Below are 15631 nucleotides of genomic sequence, written 5' to 3' on the forward strand. Positions count from 1 at the left end.
GCGCTCGCCCCAGACCAAGCAGCGTCCATCCCGTCCGGATATGGACGCCCCCGGTGTGTCACCGACCGATGGTGACCGCACGGCCGCATTGTCTCGCTGGCTGCATCGCGCCCAGCGGCGCACGATCCGTCCATGCTCCCTGACGCAACACTGGTGCGGAACGACGGCACATCGCTCCCTGCGTCCGCAAAATGCGCGCACGCACGCATCGTGCCGAAAACGTGCGCAGCGAGCAGGCGCAGAACCGGATCGACTACGGCTTGTAGGGTTCGAATGCCTTGCCTTTCCCCGTGCCAGTACTGATGGTCCATATTTGCGTGCAGTACGCACGATTGATATAGATGTAGTCGCTACGTGGGTCCACGCCTTCATCGATACTCGCGTCGTAGCCGTTTTGCTTGGTAAGAAACAGGGCGATTCCCTGCTTGCCTCTGTCCCCCTTGATGGGCGTGACCAGCACGGCAGCCCCTTTTTCTTCCCAGGCATCGGGCAAGTCCATCTCAAAGCACAGCCAGCGATCGCCCGGCGTCGCCTTCAGGCCCAGCACCCGCGCCACCGGGTTACTGTTGTCGGCAAGTTGCGCCGGCGAAAGGCGTGTGACATAGCACGCTTTCGGCTTTCCTTCCGACTGATCCTGCGCGCTTTCGATGAACTCCCATCCCTTGCTGCCGCCCAGTCGCTTCACCTTGCTCAGAATCGACACCGGACCGTAGTGGTAGTACTTCATGCCATCCTCTCTTTACATGTGATCGTGCGGTTGATGTGGCATGTCCTTGCATCCCGGTCGACGGCAGATGCCGATCGCGTTGCACTGGCGAAACCAGCGGCTTCCAGTTGATCGACCAGGACCGGATCGCGGTTGGCGAAGGCCATGCACCCACAGAATCGGCCGTGGCCAAGGCAAGGGATGCCGGGCAAAACCTGATTTGTGGCCAATACCCACCCTATTGATCCCTTCCGGCGTAGGGGAGCGCGCTGCCAGTCAGTGTGAACGGCGACGGCTCGCGACGGCCCTGCCGGGCATGAGCGTGCGTCGCCTACAGGATGCTCCGGCAGCACTTGGCGCACTCGCCGGCATGACATATGCAAAATGGCGGCGTCCGGGGCAGCGCTGGAGCTACTATCCGACTGCAGCGCCGGTGACGGACCGGCGCATTCGGCCGGAGACCGCATGCTCACCATCCAGGAACTCAACCGTTTCATCGACGAACACGCGGCGGAAGGCAGCATTCCGCGGATCTGGGACTTGATCGGCGACCACTTCGTGCAGGCCCAGGCCGGCCTGCCGGCCGAGCATGCGATGGAGCGGCGCGAGCTGTCCTTCCACGATCACGTGCGGCTGCTGGGCTACCTGTGCCTGCTGCTGGAGGGCGTGCCGGGCGATCTGGTGGAGATCGGGGTGTGGAAGGGCAAGTCGCTGGTGCTGATGAACGAGGTGTCTGGCCGCCAGCGCCGGGTGATCGGCATGGATCCGTTCGCGCTGCCGAATCAGTTCGAGGAATTCAACCACTATCGGCAGCAGTTGCTGCCCAATGCGCGCTTCATCCGCGGCTATTCCGAATTCTGCGCCGAACATTTCTACGCCATGGAGCCGAAGGTGGCGCTGTTGCACATCGACGGCGGCCACACCGGGCGCAACGTGTTGCTGGATTTCCTGCTGTACGGGCCGAGCGTGGTCTCCGGCGGGTTCGTGGTGTTCGACGACTACGGCGACTGGGAATACTCGCCGGAGGTCGGTCCCGCGGTGGACCTGCTGCGCGCCGCCGGCTACTTCGGCGACTTCCATGTGCTCGGCTGCGCCCACGGCTTCGAGAACAGCTATGTGCTGCAGCGCCGCTGAGCCGACGCGCCTTGACCCTCCAGCGCGTGCCGGCAGCGCAAAGCGGCGTTCCGAGAACGTCATCGCCGGGATGATCCCGGCCAACCAACAGGACAAACATTTCCGACACACCGATCATCGATCCTGGACCCTGAGCCCGACAGCCACTCAGGGTGCGAACGTCGCGGCGCGTCCGAAGCTGCAGCCGCGCTCAACCATAACGGCATGGCAGATAGCATGCCGCCAATTCATCGCCGAGGCGGCCACCCATGAAAAACACAACCGCCAAATGGCGAAACCATGACTATCTGGCGAGCATCATCGACAGCATCGATTCGATCGCGGCTGGACGGCCGATCATTCGCGACGCTGATCTTTCCGGCATCAGCATCGGCCCATCTGCCATCCTGGAGCAGTTAAAAGCCGCAAATCTCTTCGAATCGAGGATCAGCAACACCGATCTGTCTTACTCGAAAATATCCGGAAGTGCGAACGATAGTTTCTTCATGAATGTCAGCTTCGAAAGTGCCAGCTTGAACGGAGCCCTTTTGTGCAGATCGGAAATAAAAAACTGCAACTTTTCAAAAAGCAAGCTTGCGATCAACATGGATGATGCGATCTGCGAAAAAACCGATTTCGTCAAAGCCAGGTTTTCCGGTGGATCTTGCGGAGTGGAGTACGGCGGCCGCCGGGTAAAATTCATGGACTGCGATTTTACCGGCGCTGTCTTTGACAGAGTCGAATTCAGAGCATCGACATTCATCAACTGCATCTTTGCCGATGCGAAATTCAAGAAATGCGACTTGCGTGGCGCCAGGTTTGAGGCTGGCGTTCTGCCATTGGCAGCCCAGTTTGAGGACATGGACATCCCTTCTCAGTGTCGGTGACCTCATCGGCGCAGGCCGACGATGAGGCCTGCCTGCACTCGTATAGACCGTTCGCCGGAGCGCTGCCCGGCCTTGCGGCTGTACCACAGCGCGACAGTGCGCTCGCCTGAGCCGCCCTGGATGCGAGCGACGGTACCCGCCAGCCCCCCCTGTTCATCATTATCTGGATGGCGTGATGCAACCGCGCCGGCGCAGGCCGCGTAAAGACAGGTGCACGGCCGACTGGCCGCGCATCCCTTTCAAGGAGCAAGCCCATGAAGATCCACTTGCTGTCCCTGGCCCTCGCCGGCCTCGTCTCCCTGCCCGCCATGGCCGCCCCCAGCCAGGCCGCGATGCACGACCACGCCGCGATGAGCGAAGCCAAGCCGAATCCGATGGTCGGCGGCGCGCCGATGTACGCCACCAAGGACATCATCGACAACGCGGTCAACTCCAAGGATCACACCACCCTGGTCGCCGCGGTCAAGGCCGCCGGCCTGGTGGACACGTTGAAGGGCGCCGGCCCGTTCACCGTGTTCGCACCGACCAACGCCGCCTTCGCCGCGTTGCCGGCCGGCACGGTGGACACGTTGCTCAAGCCGGAGAACAAGGAAAAGCTGACCCAGGTGCTGACCTACCACGTGGTCCCCGGCAAGCTCGATGCGGCGGCGCTGCTGGCGCAGATCAAGGCCGGCGGCGGCAGCGCCAAGCTGACCACCGTGCAGGGCGAAACGCTGATCGCCAAGACCCGCGGCGGCAAGGTCACGCTCACCGACAGCAAGGGCAATACCGCGCACGTCACCACCGCCGACGTGATGCAGAGCAACGGCGTGATCCATGTGGTGGACAAGGTTTTGATGCCGTAAGCACGCGTCGGGGGGTGCATTGGCATCGCGGGGGCGGCTACGGCCGTCCCCGTTTTGCACGCCCATGCAGCCAACAGCGACCGCGCGCCACGCCGACAACGCCCGGACCACGCGCACGAACCGTCAGTCGCCGGCACCGCCTGCGTGCGGCGTCGGCACCTGCGCTGCCAGCACACGCAAGTCATCCACGAAGCCTTGATAGGCGGCCTCGCCCGCCTCGCCGCCGCGCTGGCGCAGCACCCACGACGGATGCACGGTGGCCAGCGCGCGGGTGCCGTCGTCCAGCGCCTGCCATTGCCCGCGCTGGGCCATCAGCTTGAAGCCGCTCCCCAGCACCGCGCGCGCCGCGGTCGCGCCCAGGCACAGCACGATGCGCGGGCGCACCCGCGCCAGTTCGCCGGCCAGCCATATCCGGCAGGCCTCGACATGCGCACGCTCGGGATTGCGGTGCAGCCGCGCCTTGCCGCGCTGCTCGAAGCGAAAGTGCTTGACCGCGTTGGTCACGTACATGCCTGCGCGTTCGACCCCTAGCTCCTGCAGCGCGCGATCGAACAGGCGCCCGGCCGGGCCGACGAAGGGGCGCCCGCTCAGGTCCTCCTCGTCGCCGGGCTGCTCGCCGACCACCATCACCGCGGCGTCCTGCGGACCTTCGCCGAACACGGTCTGGGTGGCCGGCTGCCACAGCGGACAGCGGCGGCAGTCGCGCGCCGCCGCGCGCAGCGCCTCGAGGCTGTCGTCGGCGGCCATCACCGGCGCCGGTGCCGGCGCGGGAATGCGCCGCCGTACCGGTTCGGGCGCGCGCTCGGCCATCTCGCGCACGCGCTGCCCGGCGTCGCGGATCAGCGTGGGCAGCAGTTGCGCTTCCGGCAGGTGCTTCCAGTATTTCTGCGGCATCTCCTGGCGCATCATCGTCGGGTTGAGCCGCGCCGGATTGAAGATGTTGGCGTAGTAGGTGCGCCACAGCGTGTCCTGCGCATCGTCGGCAGGCGCATCGGCACGCTGCGCGCCGGCGCCGAACTGCAGCGTCCCGCCATCCCAGCGCACGCTGCGGTACGGGGTGAGGATCGCCCAGCGCATGCCGGCGAAGCGCCGCGCGAAGAACGGCGCCACCCGATCGACGATGTGATGTTCCGGCTCGAACCAGGCGATGTAGGCCTCCTGCTCGCCCGGCACCTCGCGGAAGCGCACGAACGCCTTCATCTTGTGGCTGTCGCGGCGCACCGCCTGCGCCCATTGCTGGGCGCGGTGCACGTCGGCATCGGTGACCCGCTGCAGCAGCGCGCGCTCGCCGCCGGCGATGCGCCACAGGAGGCGGTACAGCAGCGCGTGCCGCTGCGGATCGCGATGGCACAGCACCGCACCGGCCAGCGCCAGGAACTCGGCCGACACCCGCGGCGGCGGCACCTGCGCCGGCAGCGTGGCGACGTCGGTCCCGACCAGCAAGCCGCCCTGCGCATCGCCGTCCCACGCCAGCGTCTCCGGCGCCACCTGCGCACACCACGCCGCCCGCGCCACCGCCCGCCACGCCTCCAGGCTCCACGGCGGCACCACCTCAGCCTGGAACATGCCCCGCTCCACGCATCAACTCACCGAAACGCATGCAGAACACAGCAACACAACCGCCAACACAGCATCCGCAACCATCGCCGCGCCTGCAGATTTTGCTTTTGCTTTTGCTCGTGATGTTGCTTTTAAAACTTCCCGTCTTAAAGCGAGCCGAGCACCGGAGTGGCGAGCGGCCGAAGAGGCGCCCTTGTTTGAGCGAAGCGAGTTTGGGCGCCGTGCCGCTCGCCGCGAGGAGCGCAGGGGACCGGTGCGGCCGTATCGCACCGGCTCGTGTCAGGCGGGAGCGGTTTTGGTGACTTTTGCCAAGACAAAAGTCACTCGCGCCCGTAGGCGCGAAAGCCTTTGATGTTGCTGTTGCTGCTGCCGTTGCAGCAGGCATGGCAACGCCCCACCCTACCGCGTCAATCAAACAAGCCACCCTGCCGCGGTGCCGGCGCCAACTGCGCACGCAGCCGCTGCGGATCGTCCAGCCGCTGCCGCGGATGGTGATCGAGCACACTGACGAACGGCAGCAACTTCTTCAGCGGCACCCGCAGCCGCGCCAGATCCTCGACCCGCAGCCGCGCATGCCGCCGCGCCAGCAGCAAGCGCTCGACGTTGCGGGTGCCCAGCCCCGGCACGCGCAACAACAGTTCGCGCGCGGCGGTGTTGAGATCCACCGGGAATCGCTCCGGGTTGCGCAGCGCCCACGCCAGCTTGGGGTCCACGTCCAGATCGAGCATGCCGCTGGCCGCAGGCGGGGCGATCTCCTCCACCGAGAAATCGTAGAACCGCAGCAGCCAGTCGGCCTGGTACAGGCGGTGCTCGCGCTGCAGCGGCGGCGCCAGCAGCGGCAGCTTGGCCGAGGCGTCGGGAATCGGGCTGAACGCGGAGTAGTAGACCCGGCGCAGGCGATAGTTGCCGTAGAGATTGTGGCTGGTGTGCAGGATCGCGCGGTCGTCCGCGCCGTCGGCGCCGACGATCATCTGCGTGCTCTGCCCGGCCGGGGCGAAGCGCGGCGGCTTGGCGCGCACCCGCGCCTCGGCCTTGCGCGCCTCCTTGCTCTCCTCGATGCGCCAGCGCAGCTCGCCCATCGCCGCACGGATGCCGCCGACGTTCTTCTCCGGCGCCAATTGCGCCAGGCCGCGCTCGGTCGGCAGCTCCACGTTGATGCTGAGCCGGTCGGCGTAGCGGCCGGCGGCGGCGAGCAGCTCCGGCGCCGCGTCGGGAATGGTCTTGAGATGGATGTAGCCAGCGAAGCGGTGCTCCTCGCGCAGCTGCCGCGCCACTTCCACCAGTTGCTCCATGGTGTAGTCGCTGTTGCGGATGATGCCGCTGGAGAGGAACAGGCCTTCGATGTAGTTGCGCTTGTAGAAATCCAGGGTCAGCTTGACCACTTCGGCCGGGGTGAAGCGCGCGCGGCGCACGTTGCTGGACACGCGGTTGACGCAGTACGCGCAGTCGAACACGCAGAAGTTGGTCAGCAGGATCTTCAGCAGCGACACGCAGCGCCCGTCGGGCGTGTACGAATGGCAGATGCCCATGCCCTCGGTGCTGCCGATGCCGCCGCTGCGCAGCGAATGGCGCTTGTCGGCGCCGCTGGAGGCGCAGGACGCGTCGGCGAGCACGGCGAGTTTCTCGAGGGTATTCACCGGCCGACGATGCCGGGTCCGCGTCTCAAACGGTGAGACGCGGATGCGGTGCGGCCTTCACCGCGATGAATCGCTCAGGTCGATCTCCTGGCGTTCAGGCCGCCACGCGCGCCGCGGCGCCGTCGAAGCGGTAGATGTCCATCGCCAGCAGGCCGGCGTCGATCCCCGCATCGATGCGCTGCGCGCCCAGCCCGTCCGCGCCGGCCGCACCCATCGCCACGTAGATCGGCAGCCAGTGCTCGTCGGTGGGATGCGCGCGCTCGGCGAACGGCGCCTGCCGGCGGTAGTCGAGCATCGCCGGCACGTCGTCGCGGCGCAACGCCTGCTCGGTCCATTCGATGAACGGACGCACGTAGGGCACTTCCTTGCCCTCGGCGTAGCGGCCGAAGTCGTGCAGGTTGTGGGTGATGCTGCCCGAGCCGATCACCAGCACGCCGTCCTCGCGCAGCGGCGCCAGTGCGCGGCCAAGCGCCAGGTGGTGCTCCGGCCCGAGTTCCGGCTGGATCGACAGCGGCACCACCGGGATGTCGGCCTGCGGGTACAGCAGCGACAGCGGCACCCACACGCCGTGGTCCAGCCCGCGACGCTCGTCCAGCACCGGCGCCAGCCCGGCCTGCGCCAACAGCTCGGCGACCTGCTGGGCCACGGCCGGCGCACCCGGCGCCGGGTACTGCATCGCGTACAGCGCCTGCGGGAATCCGCCGAAGTCGTGGATGGTCTGCGGCTGCGCCGCGGCGCCGACCAGCGGTCGCCGGCCCAGCCAGTGCGCCGAGGCCAGCACGATGGCGCGCGGCCGCGGCAGCGTCGCCGCCAGTTCGGCCAGCCGCGTGCCGACCAGGCCGGGCTGCAGCGCGGTCATCGGCGAACCGTGCGAGATGTACAGGGAAGGCAAACGCGCCATGGCAGGTCTCCACAGTGGGGGGCGGCACGGTGGCGCGCGCGGCCAGCGCCGGGCGTTCGTGCAGGCGACCAGGGTATTTCCGCCATCTGCGGGAATAAATTACCCTGCCGCCGACGATCCATTTCAGGAACCGAAACAATGGACACGCTGGAGGCGATGCGGGTCTTTGTCGCCGTGGTCGACCGCAACGGCTTCAACGCCGCCGCCGACGCGCTGGGCATTTCCACCGCCAGCGTCACCCGCCAGGTGGCGTGGCTGGAACAGCGCCTGGGCTCGCGCCTGCTCAACCGCACCACCCGCCGGGTCAGCCCGAGCAGTGTCGGCGCGGCGTATTACCAGCGCTGCCAGTTGCTGCTGGCCGAGTTCGACGACATGGAGGCGGCGGTCGGCGAGCAGGCGCTGACGCCCTCCGGCACGCTGCGGATCAACGCACCGTTCAGTTTCAGCGTTGCCCGGCTGGGCCCGCGCCTGGCCGGCTACAGCGCGCGCTATCCGCAGGTCGCCCTCGATCTGTCGCTGTCGGACCGCCTGGTGGACATCGTCGAGGAAGGCTACGACCTGGCGATCCGCATCACCCGCCAGGTGGCGCCCACCTTGATCGCGCGCAAGCTCGGCGAAGTGCAGGCGTTCCTGTGCGCGTCGCCGGACTACCTGGCGCGTGCCGGCACCCCGCAGCTGGCCGCCGACCTCGCCGGCCACGCCTTCCTCAGTTACAGCTACGTGCAGGACGACCTGACCCTGCACGGCCCCGACGGCGCGACCCAGGTGCGGGTGGCCGGCACCCTGCGCGCCAACTGCGGCGACGTGCTGCGCGAGGCGGCCATCGCCGGCATGGGCGTCACCGTGCAACCGGACTTCATGGCCGAAGCGGCGCTGGAGGACGGCCGCCTGGTGCGGGTGCTGCCCGACCACGAGATCGGGCCGATCGGCGTCTACGCGGTGTACGCCAGCCGCAGCCACCTCGCGCCGAAGGTGCGCAGCTTCATCGACTACCTGGTCGAAGTGGGCATCGATCGCACGATGCGCTCCCCGGCCGAGAGCTGAACCGCGGCGCGCGGACCGGACACAACATCCCGCCGATGACGCTGATCGCGGCGGCCGCGCATGCGCACAATGCCCGCGCTTTTCCCCCTCACCTTCAGGAGTCCGCGTATGAGCAAGATCGCGATCGTCTACTTCAGCGGCTACGGCCACACCGTCAAGCAGGCCGAGGCCGTGCACGCCGGCGCCGCCAGCGTCGGCGAAGCCACGCTGTACCGCATCGACCAGGACGGCAACTTGCCCGACGGCGCCTGGGAAGCCATCGGCCAGGCCGACGCCATCGTCTACGGCAGCCCGACCTACATGGGCGGCCCGGCCTGGCAGTTCAAGAAATTCGCCGACGCCAGCTCCAAGCCGTGGTTCGCGCAGGCCTGGAAGGACAAGATCGCCGCCGGCTTCACCAACTCGGCCTCGGTCAACGGCGACAAGTTCGCCACCATCGAATACTTCTGGACCCTGGCCCAGCAGCACGGCCAGATCTGGGTCGGCACCGGCCTGCTGCCGTCCAACACCAAGGCGCACGGCCCGAACGACGTGAACTGGACCGCCGGCTCCGGCGGCGCGCTGGCGATCTCGCCGTCCGACGCCTCGCCGGACGAGGCGCCGCGCAGCGGCGACCTGGAGACCGCGCGCCTGCTCGGCAAGCGTGTGGCCGAGTTCGCGGCCAAGCTCAAGGGCTGAGTCCGACGGTGCCGCCCGCAAAGGGCGGCACCCTGCATCGCGATCGCAGCGGTCTCCGGGCGAGGCGATGCCCCTTCGGCGCCCGGCCTTTGCCGGTCGGGCGCTTCCTCAAGGCAACAATGCCCTCGCGCTGCGGCGCTGCCGCGTGTTCTCTGCATTCTGGTCTCGCCATGCACCGGCCCTCGGCCAGCGCCATCGCGCTAAACCGTGCCACCCACTGGATGCGCCGCACGCAGATGATCGATGAACACGCGCAGCTTCGGCGGCAGGTGTTCGCGCGCCGGGTAGTAGATGTGCCAGCCGGCGAACGGCGCGTGCCAGTCGTCCAGCACCTGCTGCAGGCGGCCGGCGGCGACGTCGGCGGCCACCTGCCACTCGAACGCCTGGCCCAGGCCCAGCCCACGGCGCGCGGCGTCCAGGCCGACCGCGGTGTCGTTGACCACCAGCCGCCCGCTGACTTCGACCAGGAAATCATGGCCGTCGCGGGTGAACTCCCAGGCCTGCAGGCGGCCATCGGTGCGGCGCCAGCGGATGCAGTCGTGCGCAGCCAGTTCGGCCGGCGTGCGCGGCACTTCATGCGCAGCGAAATACGCCGGCGCGGCCACCACCGTCTGCCGCTGCGGCGGTCCCAGCGGCACCGCGATCATGTCGCGCGCCAGGCTCTCGCCCAGGCGGATGCCGGCGTCGAAGCCGCCGGCGACGATGTCGGCCAGGGTCCGGTCCGAATACAGCTCCACGCTGACTTCCGGGTAGCGCGCCAGGAACGCCGGCAGGTGCGGGCACACCAGTTGCTCGGCGGCCACCAGCGGCAGGTTGATGCGCAGCGTGCCGGCCGGGCGGTCGCGCAGGAAATCCAGGTCGGCGAAGGCCGCGTCGATCTGCGCCAGGCCCGGCGCCACCCGCTGCAGGAAGCGCTCGCCATGCTCGCTCAGGCCGACCCGGCGGGTGGTGCGGTTGAGCAGGCGTGCGCCCAGCTGCGCCTCCAGCGCGCGCAGCGTCTGCGACAGCGCCGACGGCGAGACGCCCAGCTCGGCGGCGGCGCGGGTGAAGCTGCCATGGTGGGCGACGCGGACGAAGGCGACGACGGCGGACAGCGGCGGTGGACGATGCATGGGGAGCGGGCGGCAATGGAAGGACGGACGCGGCAGGCGCGCCCGCCATTGTTTAGCACACCTTCAAAGCACATGTGGATTACCTGGATTTATCCGTTGCGACATGGCGCCTACAGTGCCCGCACCCTCACTCCGGAGACCGCCGCGATGGCCCTCGATCATTACCGCCTGCTCGGCCGTTCCGGCCTGCGCGTCAGCCCGCTGTGCCTGGGCACCATGACCTTCGGCGCCGACTGGGGCTGGGGCGCGGACGAAGCCGAGGCGCGCCGCCTGTTCGACCTGTACGTCGATGCCGGCGGCAACTTCCTCGATACCGCCAACATCTACACCAACGGCAGCGCCGAGACCCTGCTCGGCCGATTCGTCGCCGGCCGCCGCGACCGCCTGGTGATCGCCAGCAAGTTCGCGCTCAATCCCTTCCCCGGCGACCCCAACGGCGGCGGCAACCACCGCAAGGCGCTGCTGCGCTCGGTCGACGCCAGCCTGGCGCGGCTGGGCACCGATTACCTGGACCTGCTGTACCTGCATGCCTGGGACGGCACCACCGGCATCGACGAGGTGATGCGCGGCTTCGACGATCTGGTGCGTGCCGGCAAGATCCTCTACGCCGGCATCTCCGACACCCCCGCCTGGCAGGTGGCGCGCATGCAGACTCTGGCCGACCTGCGCGGCTGGACGCCGTTCGTCGCCCTGCAGATCGAGTACTCGCTGGCGCAGCGCACCGTCGAGCGCGAACTGGTGCCGATGGCCGAGGCGCTGGGCATGTCGGTGCTGGCCTGGTCGCCGCTGGCGATGGGCGTGCTGACCGGCAAGTACGGCGCCGCCGATCTGGCGCGTGTGCGCGCGGCGGCCTCGGGCGGCGCGCAGGTCGATGGCGTGGGCCGCGCCGAGGTCGCGCATTCGCAACGCACCTTCAACGAACACGCGCTGGCGGTCGCCGAGACGGTGGTGGCGCTGGCCGCCGAGCTGCAGCGCTCGCCGGCGCAGGTGGCGCTGGCCTGGCTGCTGGCGCGCGGGGCGATGCCGATCGTCGGCGCGCGCAGCGTGGCGCAACTGCAGGACAACCTGGGCGCACTCACCCTGCACCTGGATGCCGAGGCGCTGCAGCGGCTGGATGCCGCCAGCGCGATCGAACTGGGCTTCCCGCACGACTTCCTGGCCTCGCCCAACCCGCAGGCGCTGCTGAGCGGCGGCACCCGCATCCAGCCGCGCTGAGCGCGGCGTCCTGCCCCTTCGCACACGAGCACCATTCCATGGCATCCATCGCGAACGCGTTGCCGAGCAACATGACCCTGGCCGAGGCCGAAGCGGCCGGCATCGCGCAGATCGCCGCGCTGATGGGCCCGCAGCAGGGCGCGGCGATCCGCGCCCTGGCCGACGACGCGGACACCGCGCTGAGCGGCCGCGGCGCCGCCATCGCCTTCGCCGAGATCTACCGCGCCGACAGCGCGCTGGACCTGCGGACCCGCGAACTGGTCACAGTGGCGGTGCTGGCCAGCCTCGGCCACGCGGAACCGCAGTTGCGCCTGCATCTGCGTGCCGCGCAGGCGGCAGGCGCCAGCCGTGCAGAGATCTTCGCGGTGCTCGACCAGTTGTACGCCTACGTGGGTTTTCCCACCGCGCTCAACGCCCTGGCCGTCGCCCGCGACGCGCTGGGCACGTCCTCACCCTGAGCGAACCGCCCGGCGGCCACGCTCTCCCTCCCCTCCCCCTCAGGAGCATTTCCATGCAAACCCGCACCCTCGGCCGCAACGGCCCCCGCGTCTCTGCCCTCGGCCTCGGCTGCATGGGCATGAGCGCGTTCTACGGCGGCCGCAGCGACGACGCCGCCTCGATCGCAGTCATCCATGCCGCGATCGAGCACGGCGTCAGCCTCATCGACACCGCCGACATGTACGGCCCGCATACCAACGAAGTGCTGGTCGGCAAGGCGCTGGCCGGGCGCCGCGACCAGGTCGTGCTGGCGACCAAGTTCGGCATCAAGCTCGACCCCAACGACCCGGCCGCACGCGGTATCGATGGCCGCCCGGAATACGTGCAATCCGCCTGCGAGGCCAGCCTGCGCCGGCTCGGCGGGGACCACATCGACCTGTACTACCAGCACCGGGTGGATCCGAACGTGCCGATCGAGGACACGGTCGGGGCGATGGCGCGGCTGGTGGAACAGGGCAAGGTGCGTTTCCTCGGCCTGTCCGAAGCCGCCGCGGCCACCATCCGCCGCGCGCACGCGGTGCACCCGATTACCGCGCTGCAGAGCGAGTACTCGCTGTGGTCGCGCGACCCGGAACACGACGGCGTGCTGGACACGGTGCGCGAACTGGGCATCGGCTTCGTGCCGTACTCGCCGCTGGGCCGCGGCTTCCTGACCGGCGCGATCCGCTCGCCGGAGGATTTCGAGGCCGACGACTACCGGCGCCATTCGCCGCGCTTCCAGGGCGAGAACTTCGACCGCAACCTGCAACTGGTGGAGCGGGTACGCGAACTGGCCCAGGCCAAGGGCGTGACCCCGGGCCAGCTGGCGCTGGCCTGGGTGCTGGCGCAGGGCGAGGACCTGGTGCCGATCCCGGGCACCAAGCGCCTGGCCTACCTGGAAGAAAACCTGGGCGCGCTGCAGGTGAAGCTGAGCGCCGAGGAGCTGGCGCAGATCGAGGCGATCTTCCCCGCCGACGCCGCCGCCGGCCATCGCTACCCGGCCGCCTCGCGCGGCGCCCTGCAGGGCTGAACCGCGCCCCCGGCCGCGGCGCGGGTCGATTGCCCGCGCCGCGCCGGCCCCGCATGATGCGGGGGTGATCTCCTTCATCGTCCCCGCGCACGACGAAGCCGCCCTGATCGGCGACACGCTGGCCTCGCTGCATGTCGCCGCTCAGGCGCTGCGGCTGGACTGCGAGACGCTGGTGGTCGCCGATGCCTGCCGCGACGGCACCGCCGAGATCGCGCGCCGCCACGGCGCGCAGGTGCTGGAGGTGGAGTTGCGGCACATCGCCGCCGTGCGCAATGCCGGCGCCGCCGCCAGCCGTGGCCGCCACCTGCTGTTCGTCGATGCCGACACCCGGGTCAACACGCCGCTGCTGGCTGCGGCGCTGCGCGCGCTGGGCACCGGCGCGGTCGGCGGCGGCGCGCAGGTGCGCCTGCTCGGCGACATCGCCTGGTACGAGCGCCTGGCGCAGACGCTGTTCGGCTGGCTGTTCCGCTGCACCGGCATCGCCCCCGGCTGCTTCCTGTTCTGCACGCGCAGCGCCTTCGCCGCCGCCGGCGGCTTCGACGAGCGCTACTACGCCGGCGAGGACGTGGCGCTGAGCCGCGCGCTGGCGCGGCAGGGACGCTTCGTGATCCTGCGCGAGCCGGTGCACACCTCCGACCGCAAGCTGCGCAGCTTCAGCAAGCGCGAGCACCTGGGGCTGCTGCTGCAGTTGCTGCGCCGCGGCCGCGGCATGCTGCGCTCGCGCGATGCGCTCGGCTTCTGGTACGGGCAGCGCCGCGGACGCTAGGGCGCTCCGCCCATTTCCGCACAGCAGGTTGCGTCCGGGAGGCAAAGCAGTTGCGCCCGACGCGGGCGACTTCCTACTCTCTGCAAATGCGCGAGAACGGCACCCTGGACATCAGAAACGCGGCGATGGCGGACCGGCAGGCGATCGTGACGCTGATGGCGGCGCTGGACTATGCCGGAACCGAGGACTTCATCGAGGCGCGCCTGGCGCAGCTCCTGGGACATCCGGACGCGGCCTTGCTGGTGGCCGCCGCAGGGGACGACGTCCTGGGGGTGTTGTCGCTGCACTTTCTGCCGCAGTTGGCATTGGCCGGCGACATCTGCCGCATCAGCTATTTCTGCGTCGACGATCGTGCGCGCGGCGCCGGGGTGGGACAGCGTTTGCTGGCAGAGGGCGAGGCGCTGGCGCGGCAGCGCGGCTGCGACCGCCTGGAGGTGCACTGCCACAGCCGGCGGGAACGGGCGCACGCCTTCTATCGGCGGGAAGGCTTTGTGGAAGCGCCCAAGTATTTCGCCAAGTCGCTGCGCGATTGAGGATTGTCTGAGGTCGCCAGCCGCAGACAGCGGCGCGATCTTCATAAGGGCGGTTGCCGGCGCCGAGCCGCTGGCAGTACGCTGCGCGCCCCTTGTGCGAGCTTTACGGATGAGCGTCCACACCAGCAGGCCCATCGCGCTGCGCATCCTCGGCACGGGCGAGTATCTGCCCGCGCAGCAGGTGCCGGCGGAGGCCTTCGACCGGCGCTGGGGCAAGCCCGCCGGCTGGACCCTGCGGCATACCGGGGTCGCCACGCGCCACTATGCGGGCGCCGACGAGCCGGCCACCTTCATGGGCGAACGCGCCGCGCGCGCGGCGCTGGACGCGGCGCAGCTGCAGGCGCACGAGATCGATTGCGTGATCAGCGCCTGCAGCCTGATGGAACAGGCGATCCCGTGCAGCGCAGCGCTGCTGCACGCGCGGCTGGGCCTGCAGGGCAGCGGCATCCCGGCCTTCGACATCAACGCCACCTGCCTGAGCTTCATCGCCGCGCTCGACCTGGCCGCCTGCGCGATCGCCGCCGGCCGCCATCGCCGCGTGCTGATCGTCGCCAGCGAGATCGCCAGCGTCGGCCTCAATCCGGACGATGCGGATACCGCGCCGCTGTTCGGCGACGGTGCCGCCGCGGTGGTGCTCGGCGCCGACAGCGGCGACAGCGGTTCGCAATTGCTGGCGGCGCGGCTGGAAACCTATTCCGAAGGCATCGACCATTGCCGCGTGCGCGCCGGCGGCACTCGCCTGCGCCTCGATCACGGCGTCGACGCGCTGCGCGCCGGCTCGCAGTTCGAAATGAACGGGCGCGCCACCTACCGGTTGGCCGCGGCGAAGCTGCCCGGTTTCCTGCAGCGGCTGCTGGCGCAGGCCGGGGTCGAGCTGGCGCAGTTGCGGCGGATCGTGCCGCACCAGGCCAGCGCCAAGGCGCTGCGCCATCTGCGCGTGGCGCTGGGGCTGGCGCCGGATGCGCTGATCGAGGTGATCGGCCACCGCGGCAACCAGATGGCCGCGTCGATTCCCAGTGCGCTGCACCAGGCGATCCACAGCGGCCAGATCGTGCGCGGCGACCTGATCGGCCTGGTCGGCTCCGGCGCCGGGCTGGCGTTCGGCGGCGCGGTGTTGCGCTACTGAC

At 69.3% G+C, this 15631-nt stretch carries 16 protein-coding genes; 11 read left to right on the forward strand and 5 right to left on the reverse strand.

Annotated elements, in window-relative coordinates:
• Window positions 1-253: 253 nt before the first annotated feature.
• Window positions 254-727: a hypothetical protein gene (locus RAB70_RS00835; protein ID WP_017911980.1), complete on the reverse strand. Its 474-nt coding sequence runs from the start codon at window positions 725-727 to the stop codon at window positions 254-256.
• A gap of 444 nt (window positions 728-1171) precedes the next feature.
• On the opposite strand from RAB70_RS00835, the gene RAB70_RS00840 reads away from it, so the two are divergent.
• The 3 genes from RAB70_RS00840 to RAB70_RS00850 all read left to right on the forward strand — a co-directional run bounded on the left by RAB70_RS00840 (window position 1172) and on the right by RAB70_RS00850 (window position 3551).
• Window positions 1172-1840 (forward strand): class I SAM-dependent methyltransferase, encoded by a 669-nt coding sequence (locus RAB70_RS00840; RefSeq protein ID WP_017914793.1) that lies wholly within the window; start codon window positions 1172-1174, stop codon window positions 1838-1840.
• 248 nt (window positions 1841-2088) lie between these two features.
• Window positions 2089-2706 (forward strand): pentapeptide repeat-containing protein, encoded by a 618-nt coding sequence (locus RAB70_RS00845; protein WP_211352249.1) that lies wholly within the window; start codon window positions 2089-2091, stop codon window positions 2704-2706.
• Window positions 2707-2960: 254 nt separating this feature from the next.
• A complete protein-coding gene (locus tag RAB70_RS00850; protein ID WP_017911977.1) occupies window positions 2961-3551 on the forward strand; it encodes a fasciclin domain-containing protein in 591 nt (196 codons plus the stop codon).
• Window positions 3552-3674: 123 nt separating this feature from the next.
• Here RAB70_RS00850 and RAB70_RS00855 read toward each other — a convergent pair whose 3' ends face one another.
• From RAB70_RS00855 to RAB70_RS00865, 3 genes are all read right to left on the reverse strand, one after another.
• Window positions 3675-5117: a UdgX family uracil-DNA binding protein gene (locus RAB70_RS00855; RefSeq protein ID WP_148828022.1), complete on the reverse strand. Its 1443-nt coding sequence runs from the start codon at window positions 5115-5117 to the stop codon at window positions 3675-3677.
• 401 nt (window positions 5118-5518) lie between these two features.
• Window positions 5519-6748 (reverse strand): putative DNA modification/repair radical SAM protein, encoded by a 1230-nt coding sequence (locus RAB70_RS00860; RefSeq protein WP_148828024.1) that lies wholly within the window; start codon window positions 6746-6748, stop codon window positions 5519-5521.
• A gap of 94 nt (window positions 6749-6842) precedes the next feature.
• Complete coding sequence (locus RAB70_RS00865; RefSeq protein ID WP_148828025.1) at window positions 6843-7649, reverse strand: class III extradiol ring-cleavage dioxygenase; 807 nt, start codon at window positions 7647-7649, stop codon at window positions 6843-6845.
• A 138-nt stretch (window positions 7650-7787) separates the two neighbouring features.
• Here RAB70_RS00865 and RAB70_RS00870 point away from each other — a divergent pair, with 138 nt between their 5' ends.
• Both RAB70_RS00870 and RAB70_RS00875 read left to right on the forward strand, forming a co-directional pair.
• Window positions 7788-8693, forward strand: coding sequence for a LysR family transcriptional regulator (locus RAB70_RS00870; protein ID WP_017909607.1), 906 nt, complete (start codon window positions 7788-7790; stop codon window positions 8691-8693).
• Window positions 8694-8801: 108 nt separating this feature from the next.
• On the forward strand, window positions 8802-9371 hold the full coding sequence (locus RAB70_RS00875; RefSeq protein ID WP_010343649.1) for a flavodoxin family protein: 570 nt from the start codon (window positions 8802-8804) through the stop codon (window positions 9369-9371).
• A gap of 200 nt (window positions 9372-9571) precedes the next feature.
• Here the strand turns inward: RAB70_RS00875 and RAB70_RS00880 are convergent, their stop codons facing one another.
• Window positions 9572-10483, reverse strand: coding sequence for a LysR family transcriptional regulator (locus tag RAB70_RS00880; RefSeq protein ID WP_148828026.1), 912 nt, complete (start codon window positions 10481-10483; stop codon window positions 9572-9574).
• A 147-nt stretch (window positions 10484-10630) separates the two neighbouring features.
• Between RAB70_RS00880 and RAB70_RS00885 the strand changes: the two genes are divergently transcribed.
• The 6 genes from RAB70_RS00885 to RAB70_RS00910 all read left to right on the forward strand — a co-directional run bounded on the left by RAB70_RS00885 (window position 10631) and on the right by RAB70_RS00910 (window position 15630).
• Complete coding sequence (locus RAB70_RS00885; RefSeq protein ID WP_148828027.1) at window positions 10631-11698, forward strand: aldo/keto reductase; 1068 nt, start codon at window positions 10631-10633, stop codon at window positions 11696-11698.
• 38 nt (window positions 11699-11736) lie between these two features.
• The gene (locus tag RAB70_RS00890) at window positions 11737-12156 is read left to right on the forward strand and encodes a carboxymuconolactone decarboxylase family protein (RefSeq protein ID WP_148828028.1); all 420 of its coding nucleotides are present in this window, start codon (window positions 11737-11739) and stop codon (window positions 12154-12156) included.
• Between the two features lie 53 nt (window positions 12157-12209).
• Window positions 12210-13205 carry an aldo/keto reductase gene (locus tag RAB70_RS00895; RefSeq protein WP_148828029.1) on the forward strand — a complete coding sequence of 332 codons (996 nt, stop codon included), beginning with the start codon at window positions 12210-12212 and terminating at the stop codon, window positions 13203-13205.
• Window positions 13206-13269: 64 nt separating this feature from the next.
• Window positions 13270-13971, forward strand: coding sequence for a glycosyltransferase (locus RAB70_RS00900; protein ID WP_148828030.1), 702 nt, complete (start codon window positions 13270-13272; stop codon window positions 13969-13971).
• 86 nt (window positions 13972-14057) lie between these two features.
• Window positions 14058-14504 (forward strand): GNAT family N-acetyltransferase, encoded by a 447-nt coding sequence (locus tag RAB70_RS00905; protein ID WP_211352246.1) that lies wholly within the window; start codon window positions 14058-14060, stop codon window positions 14502-14504.
• 109 nt (window positions 14505-14613) lie between these two features.
• Window positions 14614-15630, forward strand: coding sequence for a 3-oxoacyl-[acyl-carrier-protein] synthase III C-terminal domain-containing protein (locus RAB70_RS00910; RefSeq protein WP_148828031.1), 1017 nt, complete (start codon window positions 14614-14616; stop codon window positions 15628-15630).
• The last annotated feature ends 1 nt before the right edge of the window (window position 15631 follow it).

This window comes from Xanthomonas sontii (assembly GCF_040529055.1).
Classification (GTDB): Bacteria; Pseudomonadota; Gammaproteobacteria; order Xanthomonadales; family Xanthomonadaceae; genus Xanthomonas_A; species Xanthomonas_A sontii.